Genomic DNA, 24,029 nt, shown 5'->3' with positions numbered 1-24,029 from the left:
TTCACCTTGTGCCATCTGTTCCTTTGGTATGTTTCTCGAATTTCGCTCGATATTGTTCACGGAGACTACCTACAGTCCGGGCATACTTGCTAGCGGTGTCGAGTGCGTAGAATGCAATACTTTCAGCCAGCGTGGGATCGTCAACTGCATCCGTAAGTCGTTCGTGGAAACGACCAGGGTGAGGCGGGAGAAAGCGGCGGGGATTCGATAATGTAGATCCCCATACAATCTCCGGATGCAGTCGGCGCTTCTCTGTGGCCCCACGCCCAATACGAGATTGTTTCTTGAGCCACGTATGTAGGTTTGTACGTGCCGGATGATACATCACTGCTTCAGAGATGAATTGTTGATTAAATCCGGCATCAGATACACGCTCCCCGAACTCGTGGTCTCCCTGCGAGGTCATCTGGGTGTCAAACAGCCCTACGGTGTTGAATACATCTTGTGTTGTCGTCAAACAGCCGGTGTGGACGAAATTACGCTCTTTTAGATACTTCTCGACGGGAAATCCATAGAGAGTCTTATCATACCTGGCAGTCCAGGTGTCACACTCAGTGTATACGGCCATCTCACAGCCGGCGTAGTCCCATCCATGTTTGCGATGTGAGAGAGCAAGCGATTCGAGCCAGTCCGCGCGAACGGTCATATCGGCATCGATAAACGCGATCAGTGAGCCCTTTGCCTGTCGCACCCCCTTGTTACGAGCGGCATAGGACCCTTGGATCTCATCCTCAACGAGCAGCGTAACTAGTGTGCTGTCAGTCGTCAATTGAAGGATATAGCCGCTTCAGTTTGATTCGGGCATCGTCGGTCGTGAACCGCCAGTCAATGTCGGTATCATCGCTGTTTCGTTCCTTCTTCCACGCGGCGACCTCCTGACGGAGCGTCGCCGCGTCGGGGATGCGTCTGTCGAGACACTGCTGCTGGAGCGTATTGAACTCGATTTCCGCCATATTGAGCCAGCTACCGTGTACTGGCGTGAAGTGAAATTCGAGCTTGTCGAGTATCCGCCGTGCTTCAGCTGGATCGAAATACTCGTAGAAGGCTGCCGGCTTGTGCGTGTTGAGGTTGTCCAGCACCACCCGGATGCAGTCCGCATCCGGGTAGTGCTGATCAACGAGGTGCTGCATGAAGTGAACCCAGTCTTCAGTGGTTCGGCGATCTTTGACCCTCACCGCTCGCCAGCCGGCAAGCGGTTCGGAGGCCAGAAACAGGTTCTTGGTGCCGTTACGCTCGTACTGGTAGTCTTCGCGGGCAACCGTGCCCGGCTGAGCCGGGCGCGGTTGCTCGACCTGCTTGAGTAGCTGTTTGGGATGCTCGTCGAAACAAACGAGAGGCCGGTCTGGGTCGTATGGTTCGCGGTAGAGTGAGAGGACGTCCTCCATGTGGTAGATGAACTCGGTGTCTTGCTCTGGCGGGATCACCCATTGCTTGGATCGGTGAGGCTGTAGCTCGTTTTTTTGAGGACTTGACGCACGGTTTCGTGAGAGACTGATTCGTGATCGATCTCGTCGAGGACAACAAGTTTGTCGGAGAGAAGACGGAGCGTCCAGCGAGCGCGCCCGTCGGGCGGCTCGCTGGTAGCAAGGGCAATGAGATGAGCTTCGTCCTCACCGTCGAGTTTGCGTTCGTAGGTGCGGTCAGGATTTTTGCGTTCGATGGCATCAAGCCGGTCGCGTTCGTGGAACTTTTTCCGGGTTCGCCACGCTGTAGCTGGGCTACAGCCGAGTGACTCGGCGATATCCGAGTCACTCTTGCCGTCGTCTGCTTGGAGTAGGATGCGCGCACGAGTAATCTTCTGTGCTCGGTGAACGCCGTGGGATGTGATCGCGTTGAGAGTGTCGCGTTCTTCTTCGGTCAGCTCGATCGGGTACGTTGACTGGCTCATTGCCATACCGTATTGATGCGCAGTAAGATAGCATTTTCAGTTTATAGTTGACGACTCACTAGAGCAGGATAGCGTTCGCTATAGGTTTCAATGACATCACGGGTCCGGTCATCGGACCCATTATCCACAGCGAGGACTTCATAGTTGTCAGTCGGATAAGTCTGTCCGGTCACCGATTCTAAGGTCAGCCGGATTCCGTCGGTATCGTTGTACACCGGGATGACGACTGAAAATTTCGGGTCCGCTGTTGAGTGTTCGTCTTGACGGGTCACTATTGTAGAGGGTATCATCTGCCAGCCTAAAACCGTCGGTTCTGATTGGCAGTATCAAAATTCCACAAATAGCACCCAACCACCACAAAATAGAAAATCAGTTGCTTAAAGAGGATAGCCACAGCAGATATCATCAACGGATGCACGTTTTGTACTCCCTTAGTAGCTTTCCGAAGCTCTCGGAGAGTTTTGTGCTAAACGAGATTGATGAGCTAACGCGGCGAGGTCACGACGTTTCTGTATTCTCTTATCACAACCCGAATGATAAAATCCATCACGAGGAACATCAGCATCTTGGTGTACCGGTACGCTACGCCGAACAAACGACAATATCCGACGCTCCCAAATTAGTCACATCCGAGTTGCTCAATAGTCGTGTTTTGGGTCGGTCTTTGTACTATGATCATCCAAAAGATCACATTAGAACTCTTAATTTCGCTCGGCAGCATATCGAGTTCGTAGACGATCTCGATAAACCGATCGACCATATTCACAGCCATTTCGCTCGCCGAGACAAAATCGCCGCGACCTACGCGGCTGCCCATTTTGGAGTTTCCTGTACTGTAACTGCCCACGCGTATGGACTGTTCGCTGACCCCGATCCACACGAACTCGGGATACTGTTCGACCGGACCGACCGTGTAATCGTCCCCTCTCGATACAACCGATCGTATCTCCGCAAGCAGTTCGGTGTCACGAGACCGATCGATGTTGTTCCGGCGACGGCACGGGTTTCGAAATTCGAGCCCACGGACCGAGAGGTACCGAACCGGCTCCTGACCGTTGCCCGTTTGGTCGAGAAGAAAGGCATTATCTACGCAATCGAGGCGGTTGCTCGTCTCGCCGAAACCAACCCGGACACCGAATACCACATCGTCGGGACCGGCGAACGCGAGGAGATGCTTCGCCAGCGTGCGGACGAGCTGGGCGTTGCGGACCGGGTGACGTTTCTCGGGAACGTGAGCGACGAGCGTCTTCGGCAGGAGTACGACGAGGCCGCTGCGTTCATCCTCCCGTGTGTGATCGCCACCGACGGAGATCGTGACGGGTCGCCGGTCGCCATCAAAGAAGCGATGGCGATGGAAACACCATGCATCTCGACGACTGTGACCGGGATTCCCGAGATGATTGACGACGAAACCAACGGCTTGCTGGTCGAACCACGTGATGCTGACGCACTTGCCGAGGCGATTGCAACCATGCTGGCGGACGCGAACGCTCGAATGGAGATGGGCCACAACGCACGCGAGACGATCCGCGAGAAGTTTGGCCTCGAAATAGCTGTCGAGAAATTGCTTTCCTCGTTTCAGAAATCGATACAATAAAATTCAACCTCAGTCTAAAGCCCCAATATTATATATTATCTAAAATATGGGATGAAAAATTCTATTGAAAGGAAAAGGACAACATGATTGGACCATTAAGCAGATTGCAGCCATACAATTCCATAGCGTATCGAAACTCATTTACGCGCAACTTATGAATTGATGACATGAATATTCTCATTACGGACTACCACTGCGCGTCGAACCGTGGTGATGCGGCTATCCTCGAAGGCGAATTGGTGGCCCTCCGAGAACAATTTCCAGATGCAAGTATCACGGTCGCGACCGAGTACCCCCACGCTGCGCGAACCATCAACGGTGTCGATGCTGTGAAGCAGCGAACGACTCCATTCAGTCGAACAGCCTACAAGAAAAACGCTGCTGGCGCATATCTCCTCGCTACTGCCCCGCTACGAAGGGTTGGTCTGAAACCGCCCAAAGCGGAAGCGATTGATGACTGGCTCGAACTACAACCATACCACGATGCCGACCTCGTGATCAGCACTGGCGGGATGTTTTTGACTGGAAATTATTTCCCGGATAAATATGCCGTCCTGTGGGAGCTTCTATTCGCCAAAGCGCTCGGAAAAACCGTCGCACTCTATGCTCAGACGATTGGCCCATTCGAGAACGAGACGGTGCGCTCGCGGGCGTGCTGGGTACTCAACCGCGTCGACCTCATCACAACACGTGATGCGGAATCGAAGTCGCTACTTGAGGACATCGGCGTGACCGAGACACCGATCGAGTTCACCGCCGATGCAGCGTTCACAATGACTGATGACCCTCCAGAACCGAAGCCGATCCAGCGTATAACCGAGAATGGGCCCGATAAAGCATCGTCCGATGCCCTTGCGGTCAGTATCTCCGTTCGGACGTGGGGGTACATCGACCGAGAGGGGGGACAGGACGCCTACGAACGGGTGATAGCCGAAACCGCCGACTGGCTCATCGATGAACACGACGCCAATGTACGGTTCCTGTCAACGTGTACGGGATGGGCAGGATACCATACAGACGACCGTATTCCGGCGCTGTCGATCATTGATCAAATGAGTCACGGTGGCTCTGACCGGGTTTCGGTCGATACTCAGGAATACACCACTCACGAACTACGGGACAGGTATGGTCAAATGGATCTTCACATCGGTACGCGGATGCACTCAAACATTCTCGCGATGTTGGCCGAGACACCTGTCGTTGCTATCGCCTATGAATTCAAAACCAAGGGGTTGATGCGACAGTTCGGTCTCGAAGACTATCTCTGTGACATCAATGCTGTGGATGCTGACTCGCTGACGACGATGGTTGATAACGCCTTCAGCAATCGTGATGAACTCGCTGAGCAGATCGCGAACCAACTCCCCGAGCAACAAACGCAGTCTCGGAAGACCGCAACACTAATCGCTGAAACGATGGGTTGAAATGAGTCTTGGCGGAACTCTCCACCGATGAAATCGCCATTCTCGTTGGTACGCCGGGGAGTACACAACCCAGGAAAGGTCCCGTCCTACCTCGGACGGAAGCTCTCGTCAGCGACGCGACGCGGACGAGAAGAACTCTTCCGGCGCAAATATTCGATTCCACGCCAGAAACCACGAGTCACCGAGTTCGTCGACCAGGACGAATTCACGCTCGTAATCCTCGATTCCTGTCGATATGACATGTTCGCAGCAGCCTATGCTGATTTTCTCGGTGGCGATCTTTCGGCGGTCTGGTCCAGCGGCCGCTGGACGGGCGAGTACATCCACAATATGTGGGACAGATACCACGATCTGACATACGTCAATGCTGCGCCAGTGGTGTCGGACTTTTACTTCGAAAATCGGGCGAGTGGCCCGAATCCAGAGCAATACTTCAGAGAGGTCATCCCCGTCTGGGAGGGCGGTTGGGATGATGATTTGGGAACGACCCCAGCCGAAGAGGTTACAGAGACGGCACTCCGCGTGGCTGCGGACAGCGACCACCCGCGTCTGGTCGTTCACTACATTCAGCCGCACTTTCCGTACGTCGGCGACTATCGGCCAGACGCATTGGAGGGCGGCTACGCGCATATTAGAGAGCGCGCTGATGCAGATGGGGATCGAATGACTGACCAGTGGATCGCGAGAGTCGAATCTGGCGATCTCACCAACGCCGAAATCAGACGGGCGTACAAGTCGAACCTCGAATACGTGCTTAGCGAAGTCCAGCGTCTGATCCGAGCGCTTGATTGCCCGATCGTGGTGACCGCCGATCACGGCGAGCACCTCGGCGAAGGTGGAAGATACTTGCACGAAGAGTCTTCCAAATATACCCGGACAGTGCCGTGGTTCCGTGTTGAATCGGTCGTCGGAGAGAGCGAAACCAACCCACTCGATGAGGTTCAGCGGAGTGACGGGGAAAACGAGTCATCCGTGGACGACGATGTTGTCGAAGAGCGGCTGGCCGATCTCGGTTACATAGAGTGAATCGCTGCTCGACGAATTCATACGTGAATTCGTCCTGAGTCCTACTTTGACCTCCAGCGACATGTGATTGGTATGGGTGATACAGTAGTGAAGTCACTACTGACTTTCTGCGCTGATTATATCGCCTCACCTAACGAAACGTATTTTCCCGTTCTATGAATAACGGTCGCAATGACTTCTTCGAACATCGCAGTCGTTGTTCTTGACACGCTCCGATACGACCGATTCGAGAAGTATTTTTCCTGGCTCGATGGGATTCGATTTACGAACGCATATTCGACGTCACACTGGACCGGATCGGCCCATGCCTCGCTGTTCACCGGACGGTATCCAAGTGAGGTCGGCACGACGAATAAATCCCGGACGCTTGAGTGGGACGGCGCAACGCTTCCCGAAGCACTCCAGCGCGAGGGCTACACGACACGGATGTTCTCCACCAATATGCAGATATACGTGTGGGATGGATGGGAGCGCGGCTTCGACGAGCGCTTCGGACCAGGCGCAAGGGAGGTCCAGCCGGTCCCCGAAGGAGTGTTCGATTGGTCGGGGTTCGCGGAAACGACTGAAGCGACCGGTGCAAAACAGTACGTAAACGGGTTGCTACAGTGTCTTCGTGGTGGATACCCGGTCGTTCCGTCGCTCAGGGAAGGATATCGAATCAAGACTACTGAACTCATGGATACACAGGCGGTTATGAATCGCGTACAGGACACTACTTTCGGTGATCGGGAGTTTTCATTCATCAATATCATGGATGCGCATAAACCATATAATCCACCAAAAGTATACCGGGAGACTGACCACAGCCTGGGACCTGAAATAGAGGACGGGCTGGCAGATCGTGTCGACAATCTAGATATGATTAAACGTGCATACGACAAGTGTGCTCAGTACATCTCCAACGCATACCGACATCTGTACACCGACCTTATGGACGAATTCGACTATGTCATCACGCTTGCCGATCATGGCGAACATCTCGGTGAACACGGGCTCTGGGCACACGTTTATGGACTCAATCCCGAGCTCACGCATGTCCCGCTCGTCATCTCCGGCCAAGGCGTTCGATCAAAGACGGTGAATACTCCGGTCAGTATTCTTGACGTTCATCGGACAGTCGCCGACATGGCTGGTAGCAACGTTGACTCGCGTGGACAGAATCTCTTGGGGGAGATAGAACCACGTGACAGGCTCGTCGAGTATCACGGTCTCGCTCCCGGACGTCGACAGCGGTTCGAGGCTGCTGGTGTCGGCGATAGATACGAACCGATGGATCGCCCACTCGACGCAATTGTCTCCGCAGATGGGTATGCTCACGAAACTCACCAAGACGGACTTGAAGTGACTGGCCAGTGGTCCCACGACGAAGCATCTCACCGACTCGATGAACTGCTGAATTCCATCAATCGACAACAAGTTACGTCGGCTGCGGACGACACTGATGTTTCGGATGAAGTCCAGAGCCGCCTCGAAGAACTCGGATACGTATGATCACTAGTCCCGTTGATGTAACTGGCTATCAGAATCAGTCAGCGCCGACAGGCGGATAAATTCTAATCTTCAAATCTACCATCGGATCAGAGGATGAGTTCTCGAAAGAACTCCCTATCTTCTGCCTCGATTCCCGTCATGATGAGGACAACTCCAAATGATACTGTGCCAACAACAGCGCCAACAATCAACAATGGAACTCCCGATAGAGGCGAAATTATTCGCCAGCCTTCCATTACTACCACACTGACGAAACCGGCAGCGATTGGTTTCAGGAATTTGGATGAATAGGGGAGCAACTGTTCTGTGTACCAAACTTCGACTACGCGAACAATGTTGACAAAAGTCAATGTACCAGCAGTAGCGAGTGCCGCGCCGATGAGACCGAACTGAGTGATGAATATATAATTAAAGATTGCATTGAGAATTCCGAGTCCCCACTCGTTGACCATTCTGAGATACTGATGATTGGTCATTGTTAGCACATATCCGCTCGGACCGACTGCAGTACTCGTCAGATTAGCTATGATGAATAGCGAGAGCACTTCACTCCCCGCAGCGAAATCTTGGCCGAAGATCGACAGCACTTCGCTTGGATACACCAACAGTCCGAGCGACGGCAGCAATGATAGCGTGAACGACCAGCGAGTCACCCGGGTGAACAGCGCTTCGAGGTCTGCGAGTTCGCCATTGCCGTACATCCGAGCAGCGATTGGCGGGAACATCGTGTTGAGCCCAATGAGCGGCAATCTGAGAGCTTGCGAGAGCACGGTTGAAAGGTTGTAGATGCCGACCGCACTCCCGGAGAGAAACAGTCCAACCATGAGTACGTCGACTCTGTTTTGAAGCATTGTGCCGACGTCTCCAAGCGTGAGTGGTAGCGAAAAATTGTAGAACTCTCGTAACCCTGGCTGGGATCCTTTGATCCCCGGCCGGAAGTCGGTACGAGAGAACAGTAGTCCGACCCCGAAGAAGAACGCGAGAATCCACGCGGTGACCAGCGCCGCGGCCATGCCCACAACCGAGGCACCGATTGCCACTGCGATTGCAACCGTGATGAGCCGGAACACTTGGCGTCCGATACTCGATGTCACGACCTGATAGCCAGGGAGTTCGATAGCCCGGAAGACGCTCGCAACGCATCCATTCAGCGTCTGGAATGGGAGGACGAACGCGAGTACCCGCAGGACATCGGTGAGTATCGGCTGATCCAATGTCAGCCTCGTCAGAGTCGGGGCGGTGGCGTACAATATGGCTCCAACAACGAGGCTTGCAACCAACGTGGTGAGAGACGCCAGCCCGATCACGCGGTTCTGGTCCGCGCGGTCGTCGTACTGTGGAATGAATCGAACTATCGACAAGTTTGTTCCGAGATTCGTGATGATCCCCGCGATAGACAGCAACGTCTTTCCAAACGAATAGACGCCATAGAGGCTCGTGCCAAGGGTTCGGGTTAACAGAAAAGTGGTGATGAATCCGAGGATTCTCGTCGTTCCCTTCCCGGCAAGCTGTGCCCCGACACCGCGTGTGACCGACCGGAGCGCCGAAGTCACTCCCGAGTCGGGTTTTTCAGCCATTCGACCCACAATCACCCCGATTCCGATATGAGTTTTTCCATCCGTAACTCATCCTCTGGCCTATCTGATCCGATCGTCATTTAGGAAGACATCCGCATTACCGTCAAGCGAGAACGATTCGAGATCGCCTGAGAACGTGTAGGAATCGGTTCCGCCCCAGACGTATCCTGTAGCGCTCGATCCTGAAATGGAATCGGACGAGCCAGTGGTGCCGCCGTTTGCGGTACTCTTTTCGAGGTTATTTGTAACGGAGAACGTGTAGTCGGCATGTGAGCTGGTCCCCTCAATCGTGAGAACGTGATCGGGACGCCGGCCGACATGCGCTGGCCTCCCATCGAGCGTGACCGTTGCTCTTCCATCCAAATTGAACGCAGCGAGATCACCCGAAAATGTGTAGCTGTCGGTGCCACCCCAGACGTATCCCGTTGCACTCGATCCCGAAACGGTCATCGATGAACCAGTTGTGCCGCCATTAGCCGTACTCTTCGCGAGGTCACGCGTGACAGTAAAGCTGTAATCGGTACGCGATCCGGTTCCTTCTATCGAGAGCACGTGATCGGGACGCTGGCCGACGTGGGCTGGCTCGCCATCAATCGTAACCGTTGCTTCACCGTCCAAATTGAACGATTCGAGATCACCGGAGAACGTGTAGCTGTCGGTGCCACCCCAGACATATCCCGTTGCACTCGATCCAGATACATCGGTACTAGAGCCGATCGTTCCACCGTTGGCCGTACTCTCTGCGAGGTCACGCGTGACAGTAAAGCTGTAATCGGTACGCGATCCGGTTCCTTCTATCGAGAGCACGTGATCGGGACGCTGGCCGACGTGGGCTGGCTCGCCATCAATCGTAACCGTTGCTTCACCGTCCAAATTGAACGATTCGAGATCACCGGAGAACGTGTAGCTGTCGGTGCCACCCCAGACGTACCCCGTTGCACTCGATCCCGAAACGGTCATCGATGAACCAGTTGTGCCGCCATTGGCCGTACTCTTCGCGAGATCGCTCGTGACTGTAAAGCTATAATCGGCTCGCGATCCGGTTCCCTGTATCGAGAGCACGTGGTCGCCTGTATTGCTGTCGGGCGTCGGACAGGAGCCACTCGCATCGATATTGCGCGTCCGGACCCACGAGTTGTCCTCAACGACACGCTGCCCATTGACGTCGATCGTACTGTTGACTACTTTGCTGCCGTCTGAGTCGACCAGTCGCACGCCATTGCGATTACCACCGTTCTGATCGATACAACAGCCCTTCACCACCGAATCGTCACGCTGATCGATACGAACCGCATCCGCACCGGACGCCGACCCGGTCACACTCACGTTTTCGAGCGTCGTCGCGTGTGGCTTCGGGGGCGGACCACGGTTGCCGAAGCCGACCGGTGCCTTCGAGTAGACACCACGAATCGAATCGACATCGACCTTGATACGCGTGTTCCGGATCGCGTGATCGGCCCCGTCGCTGCCGACCACGACGCCGCCGCTCGAATGCGGGGTCGAGGCGATGGTGATGTCGCAGTTTTCAACAGATGCACCGCGATAGCCGAACTTCCCGGCCTCGAAGCGCACGCCGCGGGAGTTGAGCGTATCGCCGGGGTTCGGGCTATCGCTGTTGTCGAGATCCGCCACGATAACCGCGTTTTTCACGTAGCTGTCACTACTGCTGAGCCGGACCTGTGTGATGTCGTTGTTCCGGAAGACGCCACCCTCGACTTGGACGGCACCACCCGTCCGACTGCAGTAGAGGCCGTTGTTGGGAAAGCCCTCGAACTGGCAGTTCTTGAGCGTGACCGTCCCCTTGTGACTGAGCCCGATCCAGACGCCGACGCGACCGTCGCCGTGGTTGTACGCACCCATCAGCCCGTCGTTTTTCGCCACGACGTTCGAGACCGTCCCCGTCCCATCGGGCGAGCGAATGATCGGATAGAGTGCATAGGTGACGTCGGGGTTGCCGTTGCCGCCACCTCGTGGGTCGCTGTTTGGATGGATCCCCTGTCCGAGATACTCGACGTCGTGGACTTCGAGATCGTCGTCGACACCGAAATGGAGCCCCGGCGTCGCCCCCGCCGCCCGCAGGTCGACGTCGATGTTCTCGAAGAGCAGCCCCGTCCCGTCCTCGACGACGAACATCTTCTCGTTGTATCGCTCCGGGACCGTAAACCGAACGTCGCCCTCCCCGAGGAAGCCGAGGTTCGTCGTATTCAGAATAACGTTTTTCTCGGTGATCTTGTACTCGCCGGGCGGGAACTTCAACAGCGTGTAGTCGTCAGCTGCGTTCCGGATCTTGCTGTCGCAGGGCTCGTTGCCCGACGGATCACAGCCTGCATCCGCCACCATATCGACCGTGTGCTTGAATCTGATCCCCCGGCGCGTGAACGCCGCGCTCGCCGCGCCCGAAAGCATCGATGCCGAGCCGGCTGCAACGCCAGCAAGCTTCAGATACGATCGCCGATCGACCGAAAGCGACGTGTTATCCCCTACTGTCTCCCCCTCGCGATTCCCATCGCTGCGTAGCATCACTGCATTAGGCATCACCTTACTAAAAAAAAGTTACGGTATGTTTTCCAATAGAGATAGGTGGTCTTGACAGAACAGTCATCGCCACCGACACAGAAAACACACTCGAACGAACAGTCCATATCACAGCGGTAGCTACCAGGACCTGCAGGTGTAGCGGGGTTGATATACTGATCGTCTACGATGATCTATTATGTCGGTACGACCGTCGGGAGTCTTGACCGCTGGTCTCGGCGTTTGATGGCTGTCCGATCCACGAGACAGCCAGCGTCGGTGCCCCACCCACCGGCGCGTTCTGTCCGCACGACCGTACCCGGGGAGTCGGCCCGTCTCTGTCACAGATCTGTTGGTGTACATCTCGTGGCGAACGCCAACAGGAGTATGTTAATCGGTTACGTAGTGATGGTATGAGCCGCAACCGAAGTGACTCGGGCGAGTTCATCGAATCGATCACGCTCCCGTCCGTGGTCGAGGTGTTCAACGAGGTCGAGGGGCCAGTCATTACGAGTGGCGACGTCGCCGACGCGCTCGGATGTTCGCGCGAGACCGCCCGACGAAAGCTCACAGAGTTGCACGAAAAGAGACGTGTCTCTCGACGAAAGACCGCTGGGAGAGTCGTGTGGTGGCGCACCGACAGTGAGCGGTCGCGGGGAGGGTCCGCAGAACCACTCCGCGAGCTGGTCGGTCTCGTCGACGACGAGGGCACAGAGCGCATCAAGAGGCGTTCGCGGGAGTTCCGCAAGGAGTTCAACGATCGGATGGACGCTCGGCGAACCGACCGCGCGGAGGAGTAGATGATACTCGATACGACGTTTCTGATTGACCTACTCGATCAACTCGACACAGCGGAGGACGCACTCGCCGATCTCATTGAGGGAGCGACGCCGTCGCCGTCTCACCGCTCACAGTGTATGAAACGGGTCTCGGGCTCCACGAGCGTGAATACACCCGTTTCGACGAGATTCTCGCATCGATGGTCGTTCTCCCCCTCGGTCGTACCGAATCACGCCGAGCGCTGTCCATCCAGCGCACACTCGGTGACCGGGGCGAACCGATCGGCGACATTGATGCATTGACAGCGGCGACCGCTGTCGAGAGCGCAGACGCGCGTGTACTCACCCGGAACGTCGACGAGTTTGCCCGAGTCGAGGACCTCAACGTCGAGACGTACTGACCGCGCGATCAGGGTTTCGACGCGACTCTACAGGAGTATATGTCACAATCTCACCACACCACGATCACGGCCGAACGACGAGCTTGCCGAACGCATCCCGGTGCTGCATATCGGCGAACGCCTGGCCCGTCTCGTCGAGTGCATACTCGTCGCCGACGACCGGCTCGATCGCTCCGTCAGCCGTGAGGGCGACGAGCGTTTCGAGATCGGGCTGGGTGCCCATCGTGCTGCCGATGAGCTGGTTGTGTCCGAGATACAGCTGTGGGATCTCGATCGTCGATCGATCGCCCGCAGTGCGGCCACAGACGGCCATCCGACCGCCCTGCCGGAGCAGTTCCAGCCCCAGGTCGGTGTAGTCGCCACCGAGGTGGTTGAGGACGGCATCGGGCTCGCCGATCTCGTCGACCGCCGCTCGAATTGCGTCCGTGGCCCCCGATTCGACGACGTGGTCGGCTCCGATGTCGGCCAGTCGGTCGGCCTTTGTCGCCGAGGTCGTCGTCCCGATCGACCGTGCACCGAGCGCGTCGACGAGCTGTACGCCGGCGACGCCCACGCCGCCGGTCGCGCCGGGGATGAAGACGAGATCGTTCGCCCCCACCTCGGTACGCCGGAGCATGTGGTAGGCGGTCATATATGCGGTCGGGAGCGCCGCCGCGTCCGTGAACGCCACCGATTCCGGGAGCGCAACGAGTCGGTCGGCATCGACGAGTGCCTGTTCTGCAAGACCACCGTGATACAGGCTGTACTGTTCACAGCGGTTTTCGGGGCCTTCACGACAGTACCGACAGGTCCCACAGGTCTCGTTGGGACACAACAGGACGCGATCACCGCTCGTAACCGACTCGACGTCGGGACCCGTCGCAGCGACCTCGCCGGCGACGTCGAGGCCGCTCACGAACGGGAGCTCGTCCGTTCCGACCATCGCCGAGTCGCCCTCGAGGATCCAGAGATCGTGGTGGTTGATCGAACACGCCGCGACGTCGATGACGGCTTCGCCAACCGCCGGCGTCGGGTCGGGCCGTTCCCGAACGGCGACGTCGTCGGGGCCATCGATACCGGTGAATGCAGCGACACGCATGCGAGAGATTCGGGCCACGAGCCAGTACTGTCTGTCGGTTCACGAACCGTCGTCCGCGTTCGACACGACCGCTTAGCACAGACGCTGCGCCAGGACACACCGAGGCGACCGACACCGTCCACGCAGTACTTGATGGCTCGCGATCGAACGGCTGGTATGTCGCTGCAGGACTATTGGGGGATCGGCCCGAAGACAGCCACCACGCTCGCCGAGGGGCTGGGCACCGAGCGGGCGATTCGCGCGATCGAAGCGATGGATATCGGGACGCTCGCCGATGCCGGCCTTGCGCGCGGCCGAGCGACGCGCATCCTCCGGCATGCCCACGGCGAACAGGGGATGGGGATTCTCACGACGCCGGATGCGCGCAGCGTCTACAAGGACCTCCTCGAACGGGCACAGGAGTTCGCAATCACCAATCACGCCGGCGACCGAATTCGCGTGCTGACGCCGCTCACGTCGGTCGATGCGATGACCAAGCGCCTCGACGCGGTGACGCTCGCGACCGAGACGTGGAGCGATCTCGACGATGCCACCCGCGAGGCGGTGCTCGACGCCTTCGCTGACTTCGACGAGATGGGTGGTGGCGAGCGTGCCGCCGTCGAGACCGTCCTCGCCCTTCAAGAGATCGGTGTCGACACCGGCGTGTTCGCCGCGATCGACGCGATCGCTGCCGACGCGCTCGCCGATGCCGCCGGGGCGCTCGGTTCGCTCGATACTGCAAACGGTGATCCAACCGTCCGCGAGGGCGTCGACGACGACCTCGATACGGCCCGCGAGCAGCTCGCGGCGGTCGAACAGCTCGATGCCCAGGGGATCGACGTCATCGACGCCATCCAATCCGACGGCGTCCGCTCAAGCGCGGAGTTCCGCGAGGCATTCGTCAGCCACGTCGCCGCCGAGACGCCACTCCCCGCCCCGCGCGTCCGCGAAGCGACACCCACCGACGCCGCCGACGCGACCGATTTCGTGACTCAGGGACTTCGCGAGCTGCTCGCGTCACTCCGTGAAACGGTCGAGGAACGCGAGCAGGCGGTCGTGGACGATCTCGAAGCCGCTCTCGACGACAGCCGTGACGCGATCGAGACGGCCGTCAGTGCGGTGAACGAGACGGCCTTCCAGCTCTCGCTTGCCCGGTTCGTGACAGCGTACGATCTGACCCGTCCGACGTTCGTCGAGTCGGGCTGTGTCGGGGCCGTGAACGCACGCAACCTGTCGCTCGTGGCGACCGCCGAGACGGCCGTCCAGCCGATCACGTACGCTGTCGGCGATCACGACTGTGCAACAGAGGTCCCGACCGACGATCGGGTCTCGGTGCTCACCGGGGCCAACAGCGGCGGGAAGACCACGCTTCTGGAGACGCTCTGTCAGGTGGTCGTACTCGCACATATGGGTCTGCCCGTGCCGGCCGACGCAGCCGAGGTGAGTCGTGTCGATGCCATCGTGTTCCATCGCCGGCACGCGAGTTTCAACGCGGGCGTGCTCGAATCGACGCTGCAGACGATCGTGCCGCCGCTGACCGACAGCGACCGGACGCTGATGCTCGTCGACGAGTTCGAAGCGATCACCGAACCGGGGAGCGCTGCGGATCTCCTTTACGGGCTCGTGCGTCTCGCCGTCGATGCGGGTGCGATCGGTGTCTACGTCACTCATCTCGCCGACGATCTCGCCCCACTGCCCGACCGAGCGCGCACTGACGGCATCTTCGCCAGAGGTCTCAACGACGATCTGACGCTCGACGTGGACTACCAACCACAGTTCGAGACCGTCGGCCGATCGACGCCGGAGTTTATCGTCTCGCGACTGGTGGCGAACGCGAGCGATCGCAGCGAGCGCGCCGGCTTCGAGGCGCTTGCCGAGGCTGTCGGCGAGGACGTCGTTCACCAGACCCTGCTCGATGCGGAGTGGTCCGCCTGACGGGAAAATCACCGAAAAACGGACTGAAACAGCTGTATACCCTTCCCCAACGTGACGGGCAGCACTGCTATGGCCCACGATCCGACAGCCGAAGGCACCGATTCGCCCTCAGAGGACGAATCGAACCTCATGGATTCGTCGATCATCTCGCCTACGACGGAGCAGTCCACCACGGAGAGTGACCACGATGTCGGCGACGATCCGCCACCTGTGGCGGGCGAGGACTGTGTGCGACCTGTACCGTCGCGGTCGATCCCGCACCGGAGCCGACACACTGGCACGACGCCGCAGCGGTTCGATTCGGCTACCCACGCCTCTCGTGTTGTCTCACGATCGAGGAACCACTGCGGGTCGAACTCCTCGATAAGTACGTCTGGGGGCAGGTGCTCCCCCGCCGGCTGGGGCGTGAATTGTGAATCAGAATCTGGTGGGCTCGACATGCGGAGTACAGAGATGAACCGAACAGAGTCGTACACGCGTTCGTACGGCTGAATGATCTACCATCTTGCAATGACATCCTCCTCGGCGTAAACGCCGAGGTTTCCCGACCGCAGTTGGGATATTAGGGTTCGCAGCGCACCCGTTCTTGTGGAAGGAACCGTCCTTCCGTAGCATCGAACGAGTACGTCGCTGGCTGTGCCATACAGCCGTTATCCCTATCCAGCCGGTCGAAAGCGTCTGGATTCGGGAGTAGCGTTTGTCTGATGTTCTCCGCACCGTTCGCGTCGGCGTTCGCCGTTCGACCACAGTTCTCGCAGTGGTACAAACCGCGCTCGACACGCTGGCTACCGTTCTTGTGGCCGCAAACCGCACAGGTTTTCGACGTGTCGCGTTCGGAATCCACAACCACCTCGATACCGGCGGCTTTGCCCTTGTATTCGAGCATCGTCGTGAGTTGCTCAAACGCCCATCCGTGGAGCATCTTGTTCCCGTGACGGCCCCAGTTCCGACCGGCCCCATCGTCTTCCGAGCGGATGCCGTTGAGGTCGCCGACCATGAGCCGTCCGACGCTGCGTTCGACGCACTCGTCGATGATGCGTTTCGAGAGCGTGTGATGGAAGTGTCGGCGGCGCTCTTTGAGCGTGCGCTTGGCGTTCCGAGCGCGGCGTGAAAGCCCGTTCTCGCCTTCGCACTCGTACTCGACGCACTTGTAGTAGTGCTTGGACTCTTTGAGCCAGCCGCCGGGGAACAGCAGGGTTTCGTCCCCGAACGAGACAGCGGCGATGTTACTGATTCCAAGGTCCACGCCTGCCGTTCGGTCGCCGGGTGATTCGACCTCAATTTCGTGGCGGCAAACGATGTGGAGCCGCCACTCGCCGTGTTCAAAGACGGCGCGAACGACTTGGACGTTCTCGATTGTAACGTCCGGGTTGGCGTCGTAGGCACACAGGATGAAATCAGACCAGTGTTCCTTCGTGTTCCGGCCCTTCGAGAGACGGATGTAGCCGTTCTTTTCGTCGTGCTTGAAGCCGTCCTCTTTGAACGTGACCGTTGCACGAGGATGTTCGTCGCCGCTCTTGCGGTAGCCGGGCGGGTTCGCTTTTTCGTTCCCGTTGTCGCGGTGGCCGTACCACCCACGGAACGCCTCATCGAGTTCTTCGAGAACTCGCTGACTGGACTGTGCGTTGAGGTCCGCGTAGCGTTCGTGACTCTTGAGGTAGGACTTGAGTACCGAGTCGTCGGGAATCTGGCCGCAAGCGTCCCAAACGCGTCCTGCCGTCCACCGGGCGACGTTCCAGAGTTTTGCGGCGGCGAAACCAAGCGTATCCAGCCCGTCGCGCACCTGCCGCTGGTTCCGTATGGAAGCGCGGTGGGTGCGGGTAACGGACTGAATCGCCATACATAGCCTATGTCACTGAACATACCTAAGCGTTCCGCTTGTAGAATATCCGGTCAGTTATCGCCGTGTAGTCGGTCGTTGCACAGTACCGAGACACAGCTTACGCGATTCACGCCCGCCCCTCGGCCTGCGGCCTCGGGACGGGATTCTCTCGCTGTTGAAAGATAGAGAAACGTATTACCCGGGTCCTCGAAAGCCACGATCATGAATGCGTCTCCAACGGTCTACGAGGATCGCCTCGCCGCTCAGATGGATCGTGGCAATCTCGTCCTCGCAGTTGTGACAGCAACGAAGCCGGACTTCTACAAACAGGCGCCGGTCGTTGCCGCCGCCGACGCCAATGGCCTCCCCTGTTTCGTGATCCACACCGGCCAGCACTACGACGACGTGCTCGGTCACGGGCTCGAAGAGTACGGTCTCGAAACGCATATCGGAGCTGATCTCGGGATTCGCGGTGATCTGAGCCAGAAGACCGCCGAGATGATGCTCGCCGTCAAGGAACTGGCGGCGAAACTCGACGAATGGCCCGATACGACCGTCCTCCCCATGGTCCACGGTGATACCCATGCTGCGGCCATCTTCCCGCAAGCGTGGATGTTCGCTACGAATCAGCAGGTCGTCCACAATGAGGCGGGTCTCCGTGGGATGGCACCGGCTTACGATACGACCGCCGACCCCACAGCGGTCGTCAGCGAGCAATGGGACGGCGAGTGGCACATTGAGCGGACTGAGCCGTTTCCCGAGCAGTACGATACCTTCATCGGCTCTGCGGCTTCGATATATCAGTTCGCGCCTGTCAAATTGAATCGCGAGCATCTCGAACGTGAGGGCTATCCTCGCGGTGTTGACGGTCAGGAGCGTATCCCGGTGGTCGGCAACTCGGTGGTCGACGCCATCGAGATGAAACGCGCTCACGACGGTGAGAGCGTCTTCGATGTGTATCCCATCCTGGAGGCGCGCGACAACTGGATCCGCGTCGACATCCACCGGAGGGCAAACCTCCTCCCCGAGCGGTTCACCGCCATCATTGAGGGCGTGATCGAACTCGTTAATCGTGGGTACAACGTCAACTTCGTCGAATTGACCGCTACCGAGCAGGCCCTTCGTAACTACGGCTATCGCGAGCGTCTCCAGCAGTTGGCCGACGAGCGCGAGAACTTCTTGTTCACCGGACTCTGGAAGAAACACGCCCATGTCTACGAGTTCCTCGCTTCCGGGCAATGCCTTGCCGAGTTCACCGACTCCGGGAGCATGCAGGAGGAACTCAACCATATCGACGAGGCGCTTTGTCTCACCGCTCGCTTCAACACCGATCGCCCTGAGACGGTTTTCGAGGCGAATACGAATCTCCTTGTCCCACCGACCGACGGCGAATTTATTGCCGACATGATCACTCACGTCGTCGAGACCGATTCAATCCGTGAGCGCATGCGCTCAGGGCAGCATCTTTATGGCAACGACGTGGGTGAGCGCATCGTCGAGTTCCTCACAACGCGCAATACCGATCGGGTCTTCGATTGGGCTCACGAGCGCCTCGGTTTCGAATCCGGCGACAGTTCCGAGTTCGAGTATCTATAATCACTATCAAAACTGCAACAAGTCGGCATGTCTGTATCAGACGTCGAGAACGAGCTTGCCACGGACGTGCTCCGTTTCGACAATCTCGTGGGCACGCGTCACCTCCGCGAGCGGGAGTTCGGTGCTGACCGTCGGGCGCAGCGTTCCATCGTCGATCGCCTCGCCGATCGTGGCGAGGAGCGCGGGCTGTTCCGAGCGGCCGCTCACCGCTCGCACGGCGATATCGCGGCCCTCGGCGATCGGATCGGCGGGAGCACCGACGACCGAGACGAGCACGCCACCCTCATTGAGCACGTCGACCGAGCGACGTTGAGTCTCGCCGCCGACGGTATCGACCACGATGTCGACGGGATCGACGACCGATTCGAATTCCTCCTCGCGGTAGTTCACGAACTCGTCGACCCCTAGCTCGCGGAGATAGCGCTCGCTGTATCCCGAGGCGGTAGCGATCACGTCGGCTCCCTTTGCTGTGGCCATTTGGACGGCCATGTGGCCGACACCACCGGCCGCCCCGTGGATCAGCACTCGATCGCCGGCAGTGCAGTCGGCGTACTCGAACAGGGCCTGCCAGGCGGTCCGTGCGACGACCGGTACGCCGGCGGCCTCAACGAACGTGAGCGCGTCGGGCATCGGAGCGAGCTGGTCGGTACTCGTCGTCGCGTACTCCGCGTAGCCACCGAAGTCGGGGAAGCCGTTGACGCCGAACACCGCGTCGCCGCGCTCGAAGTCGGTGACGGCCGTACCGGTTGCTTCGACGACACCCGCGATATCCATCCCGAGAACGAGCGGAAAGGGATCGTCGGCGAGCATCTGCGTCATCAGCCCCTGCCGAAGCCGGCAATCGACCGGGTTGACGCCCGCGGCACGAACACGAACCAGGACCTCGTCGTCGTGGGGCTCCGGACGGGGCGTACGCTCGTAGCTGAGGACGTCAGGCGAACCGAACTCGTGGATACAGGCAGCTCTCATCTGCCGTTCGTCGTCTCACAGCACATTGAGCCTTCTGGAGGCACGGGCGTTCGCAATGGAAAGGCGAATGGGATCGTTCGCCAAACGGGGACCCATGAGCAAGCTCTCACCGGCGGAGCTGGAGCAGTACGTGTTCTCACGGACCGGCGATGCGAACGAGAACCTGCTCGTCGGTCCCCGCGAGGCCGAGGACGCCGCCGCGATCGAGACGGGGGCCGGAACCCTCGTCGTCAGCACCGACCCGGTCTCGCTGGCCGTCGAGCGCATCGGACGGATCGGCGTCGCGGTCGCCTCCAACGACGTCGCTGCATCGGGTGGCGTGCCGGAATACGTCGTGTCGACGATTCTGCTGCCGGAGCTTGACGAGGACGTGCTCGATACGATCACCCGCCAGTTGCACGCGACGTGCGAACGACTCGGGCTGACGATCGTCGGCGGCCACACCGAATCGGTCGCCGGTCTCGAACGGCCGTTGCTGTCGCTAACCTGTCTGGGATACACCGATCGGTTCGTCTCGACCACGACGGCCACGCCGGGCGATCGCGTGCTCCTCACGAAAGGGGCCGGGATCGAGGCGACGGCGGTGTTGGCGTCCGATTTCCAGGAGCGGATCGACACCGACGAGGACACGTTCGAGCGGGCGCTCTCGTTTTTCGACGAACTGAGCGTCATGGCCGAAGCAGCGGTTTGTACGCCCGTCGCGACCGCGATGCACGACCCGACCGAGGGTGGCGTCCTCGGTGGGCTCGTCGAGATCGCCCGCGCGAGTGACGTCGATCTCGTTCTCGATGGCGATGCGGTGCCGGTCCGCCCGACGACCCGCGAGTTCTGTGCCGCGATGGACGTCGATCCGCTGCGCGTGCTAGGATCGGGTGCGTTGCTCGCGACAGTGCCGGCTGACGAGGCCGCAGGGACTCTCGATGCGCTTGAGGAAGAAGGTATCGCCGCGACCGATATCGGGCACGTCGGGATGGTTTCAGGGAATGCACCGGCGGTCGTTCGTGACGGCCAGCGGCGAACGGAGATGGTTCAGGATGGGATGTACGCGCTTTGGGGGTAGAGGATATTTGCTCAGCGAACCACGAACATGTTCGTAGCAGTAGTTAAGACTACCCCGCTCATAGTATGATGTGATGATTTCCAACGGCGATACTGCACCCACATTTTCCGCGACGGTCGGCACGAGCGACCACGAACCGTTCGAACTCGACGAGCATCTCGGCGACGGACCGGTCGTTCTCGCGTTCTTCCCGGGTGCGTTCACGCCCCCGTGCACGAACGAGATGGTCGCCCTGCAGGACCACCGAGAAGAGTTCCAGGACGCCGGCGCGACCCTGCTCGGCGTGAGCGCCGATTCAGCGTTCTCGCTCGGTGCATTCCGCGATGAGTACGACATCGAGTTCGATCTCGTGAGCGACATGAGTCGTGAGGCGATCGAAGCGTACGATCTGGAGATCGACATCGAGGATCTGGGTCTCTACGGCATCGCGAACCGCGCGGTCTACGTGCTCGACGAAGACGGCACCGTGATCTACGACTGGGTCGCCGACGATCCGACGAACGAGCCGGAGTACGACGCGATCCTCGACGCCGTCGAATCGTAATCCCACCGGAGTCTACAGGTAGTGCAGCGAGAGTGCCGCGGGGCTTGATCCGCGGGTGAATCGCGTAAGCTCAACGGACACCCGACGCATTTATGTGTGCGAAATTGCCAACTGGATCTGTAACGGATATGGAACAGCGACACCTTCGCGTCGACCTCACCGACGAAGACATCGAGCGAGCGACCGAGTACGCCGAGGAACACGGGCTTCGGATGCCACGTGCCTACGGCGACCTCATCCGTGAAGGCCTGGACTAGTCGATGGACCTCACGCTTCGTTTCCGTGCATATCCCGACGATCCCACGGAGAGCGAGGCGTGGCGGCACATCGACATCCACCGCCAGATACGGAATCACGCGGTGCGTGACTACTATCACGCCGAGTGGAACGACCGACCGAGTGCCTACGACCAGCACTCGAAACTCACCGATTGGAAGCGCGAGTGGCCGACCTTCGCGGAAGTTTCGGCGCACGCCGCCCAACAGACCGTCTCGCAGATCCACCGCGACCTGACCGTCCTCAAGGAACATCGGCAGAACGGGCGGAAGGTCGGACGGCTCAAGTGGCAGGGCGCGGGTGACTTTCGTTCGGTTGCGTATCAGTCCGAGGGCTACAACGTGGATCACAACACGGGCCGGGACGGATATGCAACCCTTCACCTCTCGAAGATCGGCGATATGCCCATTCGCACCCATCGGAACCTGCCGGAAACGGATGATATCAAACGGGTCGCTCTCAAGAAGGAGACCACCGGCGAGTGGTTCGCCACGTTCGTCATCGAGGCCGACGAACCCGAGAAGCCCGACCCGAAGGAGATCGACCGTAACGACTGCGTGGGCGTGGATCTCGGCATCCTCTCGTACATCCATACGTCCGATGACTGCTCGGTCGAGCCGCTCGCCCTCTCCGACGAATACGACCGCTATGCGCGCGAACAGCGGTCGCTCGACCGAAAGGAACACGGGTCGGCCAACTGGGAGAAACAGCGGCGGGCGGTGGCGACGGCGAGACGCCACATCAAACGGAAAGTCCTCGACTTTCAGCACAAGCTGAGCTCGTGGCTCGTGACCGAGTACGAAGTGGTGTGCGTGGAAGACCTCGATGTGAAGCCGATGCTCGAAACTTCACAGTCGGCGAAGAACAAACAGGACGCGGCATGGTCGCAGTTCCTCTCGCTCCTTGAATACAAGGCCGATCTGCATGGAACACACATCGTGTCGGTCGATCCTCGGAATACGACGAAGGAGTGCAACCGATGCGGCGTGAAGACCGACAAGCCGCTGTGGGTGCGCGAACACTCGTGTCCGGCCTGCGGCCACGAGGAAGACCGTGACCTGAACGCGGCGAAGAATATTCTTGACAGAGGTCTCGAACAGATAGGGGCGGGATGCTCCGAATCAACGCCCGTGCAGACTGCGCTCCCTGCGTTCACTCGCGTTCGAGTGGATGCAAAGCGCGTCGTCGAAGCGGGAAGCCCCGCGGCTTGACCGCGGGGTCCGTTCACCACATCATCGGTCGGACGTGGGCCGACCTCCAGCCGATCGCGACGCGCGACAACAGCGCGGTCGACGACCGACCGGTGGCCTGAGAACAGCCGACCGGCCCGACCGGCCCGATCGGACGAGTTCGCGACGCTCGTGCCGGAATCGTCGTTTTTGTCTGTATTTCGTTTTGGCTGTATCGACTGCACGAAGCCCTTCCCGCGATCGATCGGGAATCGATTTCTGAGCGCGATCGATACGCGTGGGTTACGGACGAATCCGTTCCCCCACATCCACGTTTCGAAGTGCTATCGTTCCTGGAGTGTCTGGACGGCCCATGAACCGCAGGGAGTTCGTCGCCGTCGGTGCTGGGGGCGGGGCACTGCTGGTCGCCGGTCTGGGGGCCGTCCTCGGCGACGGCCGTCTCGACGACGGTCCCGCCTACGGCGCGGTCGCCACGCCGCCCAGCTCCGGAACGATAACGCTCGACAACGGGCTGGAAGCCTCGCTGTACGCCAACGGCACCGTCGCCCTCTTCGGCGCGTCGCTGACCGTCGACATCGAGGGTGGGACGGCCATCGCTGGACGACTGCGAAACGTTTCCGAAGAGCCACTCGAGGAGGTCCGGCTCAGGGTGGAATTCCTCGGCGAGGGAGAGGCAGTTCTGGCGCAGGGCTGGGTCGCCGAACGGAGCCTCTCGACCGGCGCAGACTGGGAGTTCGTCGTCTCCTACCCCGGCGACGACCCCGACCGCATCGCGGCGGCGGCCATCGCCGAAATCGACGCCTACTGAGGATCGTCGGTGTCGGCCGGCGTGCAGTACCGACCGCGTTCGTTCGAACCGAACTCCATCACCGGCGGACTTCCG

Annotated in this window: 21 protein-coding genes and 1 pseudogene; 14 read left to right on the top strand and 8 right to left on the bottom strand. The window is 59.2% G+C overall.

The features are described 5' to 3' along the window. Position 1 precedes the first annotated feature (1 nt). The 3 genes from NO363_RS01470 to NO363_RS01460 form a co-directional block, all read right to left on the bottom strand. Positions 2–691, bottom strand: a complete 690-nt coding sequence (locus NO363_RS01470) for a glycosyltransferase family 2 protein (RefSeq protein ID WP_256687993.1) — start codon at positions 689–691, stop codon at positions 2–4. A gap of 67 nt (positions 692–758) precedes the next feature. After that, a protein-coding gene (locus NO363_RS01465) for an IS630 family transposase (RefSeq protein WP_256686327.1) occupies positions 759–1,888 on the bottom strand; the annotation gives its coding sequence in 2 pieces (ribosomal slippage) (positions 759–1,462 and positions 1,462–1,888; 1,131 coding nt in all). Between the two features lie 41 nt (positions 1,889–1,929). Further along, complete coding sequence (locus tag NO363_RS01460) at positions 1,930–2,178, bottom strand: glycosyltransferase family 2 protein (RefSeq protein ID WP_306169491.1); 249 nt, start codon at positions 2,176–2,178, stop codon at positions 1,930–1,932. A 122-nt stretch (positions 2,179–2,300) separates the two neighbouring features. Between NO363_RS01460 and NO363_RS01455 the strand changes: the two genes are divergently transcribed. The 4 genes from NO363_RS01455 to NO363_RS01440 all read left to right on the top strand — a co-directional run bounded on the left by NO363_RS01455 (position 2,301) and on the right by NO363_RS01440 (position 7,426). Next, entirely contained in the window at positions 2,301–3,485 is a 1,185-nt protein-coding gene (locus NO363_RS01455; protein WP_256686325.1) for a glycosyltransferase family 4 protein, read from the top strand. 167 nt (positions 3,486–3,652) lie between these two features. Next, positions 3,653–4,909: a polysaccharide pyruvyl transferase family protein gene (locus NO363_RS01450; protein WP_256686324.1), complete on the top strand. Its 1,257-nt coding sequence runs from the start codon at positions 3,653–3,655 to the stop codon at positions 4,907–4,909. Between the two features lie 27 nt (positions 4,910–4,936). Next, positions 4,937–5,935, top strand: coding sequence for a sulfatase-like hydrolase/transferase (locus tag NO363_RS01445; RefSeq protein WP_256686323.1), 999 nt, complete (start codon positions 4,937–4,939; stop codon positions 5,933–5,935). A 171-nt stretch (positions 5,936–6,106) separates the two neighbouring features. Next, positions 6,107–7,426 carry a sulfatase-like hydrolase/transferase gene (locus NO363_RS01440; protein ID WP_256686321.1) on the top strand — a complete coding sequence of 440 codons (1,320 nt, stop codon included), beginning with the start codon at positions 6,107–6,109 and terminating at the stop codon, positions 7,424–7,426. Between the two features lie 86 nt (positions 7,427–7,512). On the opposite strand, the gene NO363_RS01435 is transcribed toward NO363_RS01440, so the two are convergent. Both NO363_RS01435 and NO363_RS01430 read right to left on the bottom strand, forming a co-directional pair. Further along, entirely contained in the window at positions 7,513–9,003 is a 1,491-nt protein-coding gene (locus NO363_RS01435) for a flippase (protein ID WP_256686319.1), read from the bottom strand. A gap of 60 nt (positions 9,004–9,063) precedes the next feature. Then, on the bottom strand, positions 9,064–11,523 hold the full coding sequence (locus NO363_RS01430) for a hypothetical protein (RefSeq protein ID WP_256686318.1): 2,460 nt from the start codon (positions 11,521–11,523) through the stop codon (positions 9,064–9,066). A gap of 407 nt (positions 11,524–11,930) precedes the next feature. Between NO363_RS01430 and NO363_RS01425 the strand changes: the two genes are divergently transcribed. Together NO363_RS01425 and NO363_RS01420 are read left to right on the top strand one after the other, a co-directional pair. Then, complete coding sequence (locus tag NO363_RS01425; protein ID WP_256686317.1) at positions 11,931–12,317, top strand: helix-turn-helix domain-containing protein; 387 nt, start codon at positions 11,931–11,933, stop codon at positions 12,315–12,317. A 113-nt stretch (positions 12,318–12,430) separates the two neighbouring features. Continuing rightward, positions 12,431–12,697 carry a type II toxin-antitoxin system VapC family toxin gene (locus tag NO363_RS01420; protein WP_256686315.1) on the top strand — a complete coding sequence of 89 codons (267 nt, stop codon included), beginning with the start codon at positions 12,431–12,433 and terminating at the stop codon, positions 12,695–12,697. A gap of 64 nt (positions 12,698–12,761) precedes the next feature. Here the strand turns inward: NO363_RS01420 and NO363_RS01415 are convergent, their stop codons facing one another. After that, on the bottom strand, positions 12,762–13,775 hold the full coding sequence (locus NO363_RS01415; RefSeq protein ID WP_256686313.1) for an alcohol dehydrogenase catalytic domain-containing protein: 1,014 nt from the start codon (positions 13,773–13,775) through the stop codon (positions 12,762–12,764). 156 nt (positions 13,776–13,931) lie between these two features. Here NO363_RS01415 and NO363_RS01410 point away from each other — a divergent pair, with 156 nt between their 5' ends. Continuing rightward, positions 13,932–15,689 (top strand): MutS-related protein, encoded by a 1,758-nt coding sequence (locus NO363_RS01410; protein WP_256686312.1) that lies wholly within the window; start codon positions 13,932–13,934, stop codon positions 15,687–15,689. Between the two features lie 203 nt (positions 15,690–15,892). Next, positions 15,893–16,105: pseudogene (locus NO363_RS01405) on the top strand (2Fe-2S iron-sulfur cluster-binding protein); the annotation flags it as partial. Positions 16,106–16,251: 146 nt separating this feature from the next. On the opposite strand, the gene NO363_RS01400 reads toward NO363_RS01405, so the two are convergent. Beyond that, a complete protein-coding gene (locus NO363_RS01400; RefSeq protein WP_256686311.1) occupies positions 16,252–17,529 on the bottom strand; it encodes an RNA-guided endonuclease InsQ/TnpB family protein in 1,278 nt (425 codons plus the stop codon). A gap of 204 nt (positions 17,530–17,733) precedes the next feature. On the opposite strand from NO363_RS01400, the gene NO363_RS01395 reads away from it, so the two are divergent. Continuing rightward, a complete protein-coding gene (locus NO363_RS01395) occupies positions 17,734–19,107 on the top strand; it encodes a UDP-N-acetyl glucosamine 2-epimerase (protein WP_256686309.1) in 1,374 nt (457 codons plus the stop codon). A gap of 36 nt (positions 19,108–19,143) precedes the next feature. Here NO363_RS01395 and NO363_RS01390 read toward each other — a convergent pair whose 3' ends face one another. Continuing rightward, positions 19,144–20,076 carry an NADP-dependent oxidoreductase gene (locus NO363_RS01390; RefSeq protein ID WP_256686306.1) on the bottom strand — a complete coding sequence of 311 codons (933 nt, stop codon included), beginning with the start codon at positions 20,074–20,076 and terminating at the stop codon, positions 19,144–19,146. Positions 20,077–20,170: 94 nt separating this feature from the next. On the opposite strand from NO363_RS01390, the gene NO363_RS01385 reads away from it, so the two are divergent. The 5 genes from NO363_RS01385 (at position 20,171) to NO363_RS01365 (ending at position 23,954) form a co-directional block, all read left to right on the top strand. Continuing rightward, a complete protein-coding gene (locus tag NO363_RS01385) occupies positions 20,171–21,136 on the top strand; it encodes an AIR synthase family protein (protein ID WP_256686304.1) in 966 nt (321 codons plus the stop codon). 73 nt (positions 21,137–21,209) lie between these two features. Then, positions 21,210–21,680, top strand: a complete 471-nt coding sequence (locus tag NO363_RS01380; RefSeq protein ID WP_256686302.1) for a redoxin domain-containing protein — start codon at positions 21,210–21,212, stop codon at positions 21,678–21,680. A 128-nt stretch (positions 21,681–21,808) separates the two neighbouring features. Next, positions 21,809–21,937: a hypothetical protein gene (locus tag NO363_RS01375; protein ID WP_256686301.1), complete on the top strand. Its 129-nt coding sequence runs from the start codon at positions 21,809–21,811 to the stop codon at positions 21,935–21,937. Between the two features lie 3 nt (positions 21,938–21,940). Next, positions 21,941–23,167: an RNA-guided endonuclease InsQ/TnpB family protein gene (locus tag NO363_RS01370; RefSeq protein ID WP_256686299.1), complete on the top strand. Its 1,227-nt coding sequence runs from the start codon at positions 21,941–21,943 to the stop codon at positions 23,165–23,167. 331 nt (positions 23,168–23,498) lie between these two features. Next, complete coding sequence (locus NO363_RS01365) at positions 23,499–23,954, top strand: FxLYD domain-containing protein (protein WP_256686297.1); 456 nt, start codon at positions 23,499–23,501, stop codon at positions 23,952–23,954. Positions 23,955–24,029: the final 75 nt, after the last annotated feature.

Origin of the sequence: Halococcus qingdaonensis (assembly GCF_024508235.1) — an archaeon.
Lineage (GTDB): Archaea > Halobacteriota > Halobacteria > Halobacteriales > Halococcaceae > Halococcus > Halococcus qingdaonensis.
This window is presented reverse-complemented; position numbering and strand designations above follow the sequence as displayed.

Excerpts from the sequence above, each read along its gene's own strand:
- NO363_RS01460 (WP_306169491.1), bottom strand. The coding sequence starts at position 2,178 with ATGATACCCTCTACAATAGTGACCCGTCAAGACGAACACTCAACAGCG.
- NO363_RS01455 (WP_256686325.1), top strand. The coding sequence starts at position 2,301 with ATGCACGTTTTGTACTCCCTTAGTAGCTTTCCGAAGCTCTCGGAGAGT.
- NO363_RS01450 (WP_256686324.1), top strand. The coding sequence starts at position 3,653 with ATGAATATTCTCATTACGGACTACCACTGCGCGTCGAACCGTGGTGAT.
- NO363_RS01445 (WP_256686323.1), top strand. The coding sequence starts at position 4,937 with ATGAAATCGCCATTCTCGTTGGTACGCCGGGGAGTACACAACCCAGGA.
- NO363_RS01440 (WP_256686321.1), top strand. The coding sequence starts at position 6,107 with ATGACTTCTTCGAACATCGCAGTCGTTGTTCTTGACACGCTCCGATAC.
- NO363_RS01435 (WP_256686319.1), bottom strand. The coding sequence starts at position 9,003 with ATGGCTGAAAAACCCGACTCGGGAGTGACTTCGGCGCTCCGGTCGGTC.
- NO363_RS01430 (WP_256686318.1), bottom strand. The coding sequence starts at position 11,523 with ATGCTACGCAGCGATGGGAATCGCGAGGGGGAGACAGTAGGGGATAAC.
- NO363_RS01425 (WP_256686317.1), top strand. The coding sequence starts at position 11,931 with ATGAGCCGCAACCGAAGTGACTCGGGCGAGTTCATCGAATCGATCACG.
- NO363_RS01415 (WP_256686313.1), bottom strand. The coding sequence starts at position 13,775 with ATGCGTGTCGCTGCATTCACCGGTATCGATGGCCCCGACGACGTCGCC.
- NO363_RS01410 (WP_256686312.1), top strand. The coding sequence starts at position 13,932 with ATGTCGCTGCAGGACTATTGGGGGATCGGCCCGAAGACAGCCACCACG.
- NO363_RS01400 (WP_256686311.1), bottom strand. The coding sequence starts at position 17,529 with ATGGCGATTCAGTCCGTTACCCGCACCCACCGCGCTTCCATACGGAAC.
- NO363_RS01395 (WP_256686309.1), top strand. The coding sequence starts at position 17,734 with ATGAATGCGTCTCCAACGGTCTACGAGGATCGCCTCGCCGCTCAGATG.
- NO363_RS01390 (WP_256686306.1), bottom strand. The coding sequence starts at position 20,076 with ATGAGAGCTGCCTGTATCCACGAGTTCGGTTCGCCTGACGTCCTCAGC.
- NO363_RS01385 (WP_256686304.1), top strand. The coding sequence starts at position 20,171 with ATGAGCAAGCTCTCACCGGCGGAGCTGGAGCAGTACGTGTTCTCACGG.
- NO363_RS01380 (WP_256686302.1), top strand. The coding sequence starts at position 21,210 with ATGATTTCCAACGGCGATACTGCACCCACATTTTCCGCGACGGTCGGC.
- NO363_RS01375 (WP_256686301.1), top strand. The coding sequence starts at position 21,809 with ATGGAACAGCGACACCTTCGCGTCGACCTCACCGACGAAGACATCGAG.
- NO363_RS01370 (WP_256686299.1), top strand. The coding sequence starts at position 21,941 with ATGGACCTCACGCTTCGTTTCCGTGCATATCCCGACGATCCCACGGAG.
- NO363_RS01365 (WP_256686297.1), top strand. The coding sequence starts at position 23,499 with ATGAACCGCAGGGAGTTCGTCGCCGTCGGTGCTGGGGGCGGGGCACTG.